This window comes from Bacillus sp. GMs2/2 (assembly GCF_050172095.1).
GTDB lineage: Bacteria > Bacillota > Bacilli > Bacillales > Bacillaceae_G > Bacillus_A > Bacillus_A cereus.
In genome coordinates this window covers 1-1,463 of record NZ_JBNLYE010000655.1, presented here as the reverse complement: position 1 = coordinate 1,463, position 1,463 = coordinate 1, and the positions used below count along the sequence as shown (strand labels likewise).

Sequence of the window (1,463 nt, the reverse complement as noted above, 5' to 3'; positions counted from 1 at the left end):
ATATGTATTTTCACCACAAGTTAAGGTATACTGTGAAATGAAGAGCAATTTGTAAGGGGTAGTTGCTAGATATAGTGAGTTTACGCAGAGAAAAGATACAGTCACGGATTATCGTGGCTGTATCTTTTTTTGAGGAGTGTTCCCACAACACACTCTATACATATAGACTTTTCTTTTGTATGGTAGAAGCTATTTTGATATGATATATACGTACAAACACTTGCAAAATCACAAACACAACAAAGACAGTCTGGCATAACTGTCTTTGTTGTGTTTTTTCGTAAAAAGAGGCGGTCTTTGGACCGCCTCTTTTATGCCTGCTCTATGATTTTCTTTACTTCTTCAATCGTGAGTTCACTGGCTTGTGCAATGGTTTCTATTGAGACTTGTAAACGATGCATACCGAGAATCATTTGACGTTTTCCCTGTTGAACGCCTTGTTCAAGTCCTTTTTTCATACCTTCTTCTCGCCCTTTATTTAACGCATGTGCAATACCTGCTGCTTCATCCATCAATATCTTTTCGCGTGCTTCGTATGCTTGACGGAACGAAGCATCTTGGCTCATATGCTCCCATTTATCCATTGCCTTTTGTAAAATTGGATCCTGATTCATCGCAATCGCCTCCAGAGTATGTGTTAAATGCTCATCTTCATTGGCTGGTAATAGTAATAACCACCGAACAAAAGAATCTTCCCATGGATTTACTTTTTCCTCTCGCCACTGCTGTAGCAATTTTGGAATTTCCACGACATGAATTTCGATATCATCACTTAAGAGTTGCTGCTGTTGCATATTCCACAGTTTCCCCGTCGTATGAAATGCTTCATAGTCTTTAAACATGACAAAGTTCAATAAGTTGATTGTAATGGTTTTATGCAATGAGCTGTAGGGCATTCCCTTTTTTAATTGAGATGCATAGAGCTTGCTCCAATAATATAGGGAACGCTTTAAAAGGTCATGATTATTATTCAACTGGATTTCAATGTTAATTTTGGTTCCAGTGTCTAATGTAGCCGATACGTCTAGAATCGATAATTTATCCTCTTCATGCTCTCGATGTAAATGTGGATCTTCGAATTGAAGGGATTGAATGGGCGATTCCAATGAATCAGCTAACATTGCATTTAGAAATGTTAACAAAATATCTTCGCTTCCGGATGTCCCGAATAATTGTTTAAAGGCAAAATCAATACGTAAATTGACCAACTTTTGATTGGACATGGGCTTCCTCTCCCTGTCTGATAAGATCTCTTTTTTCTTATTGTACATAAAAACAAATTGAACATGCAAACAGGCTCTTATGATTAACATAAGAGCCTCACTGCAGATACATACAATAGATTAAATAACGACCATAACCTGACTTGAAAAACACCTAAAAATTTTCACAAAAGAAATCATATTTAGTATACATCTAATTAGAAATATATACAAAGAATGGTGAAACACATAGCTTTTTCA

At 36.4% G+C, this 1,463-nt stretch carries 1 protein-coding gene; it reads right to left on the bottom strand.

Features of this window, described 5'->3' with window-relative positions; translation table 11 throughout:
• Window positions 1–311: 311 nt before the first annotated feature.
• Window positions 312–1,223 carry an Rpn family recombination-promoting nuclease/putative transposase gene (locus ACQGS6_RS28385; RefSeq protein ID WP_086422469.1) on the bottom strand — a complete coding sequence of 304 codons (912 nt, stop codon included), beginning with the start codon at window positions 1,221–1,223 and terminating at the stop codon, window positions 312–314.
• Between the last annotated feature and the right edge of the window lie 240 nt (window positions 1,224–1,463).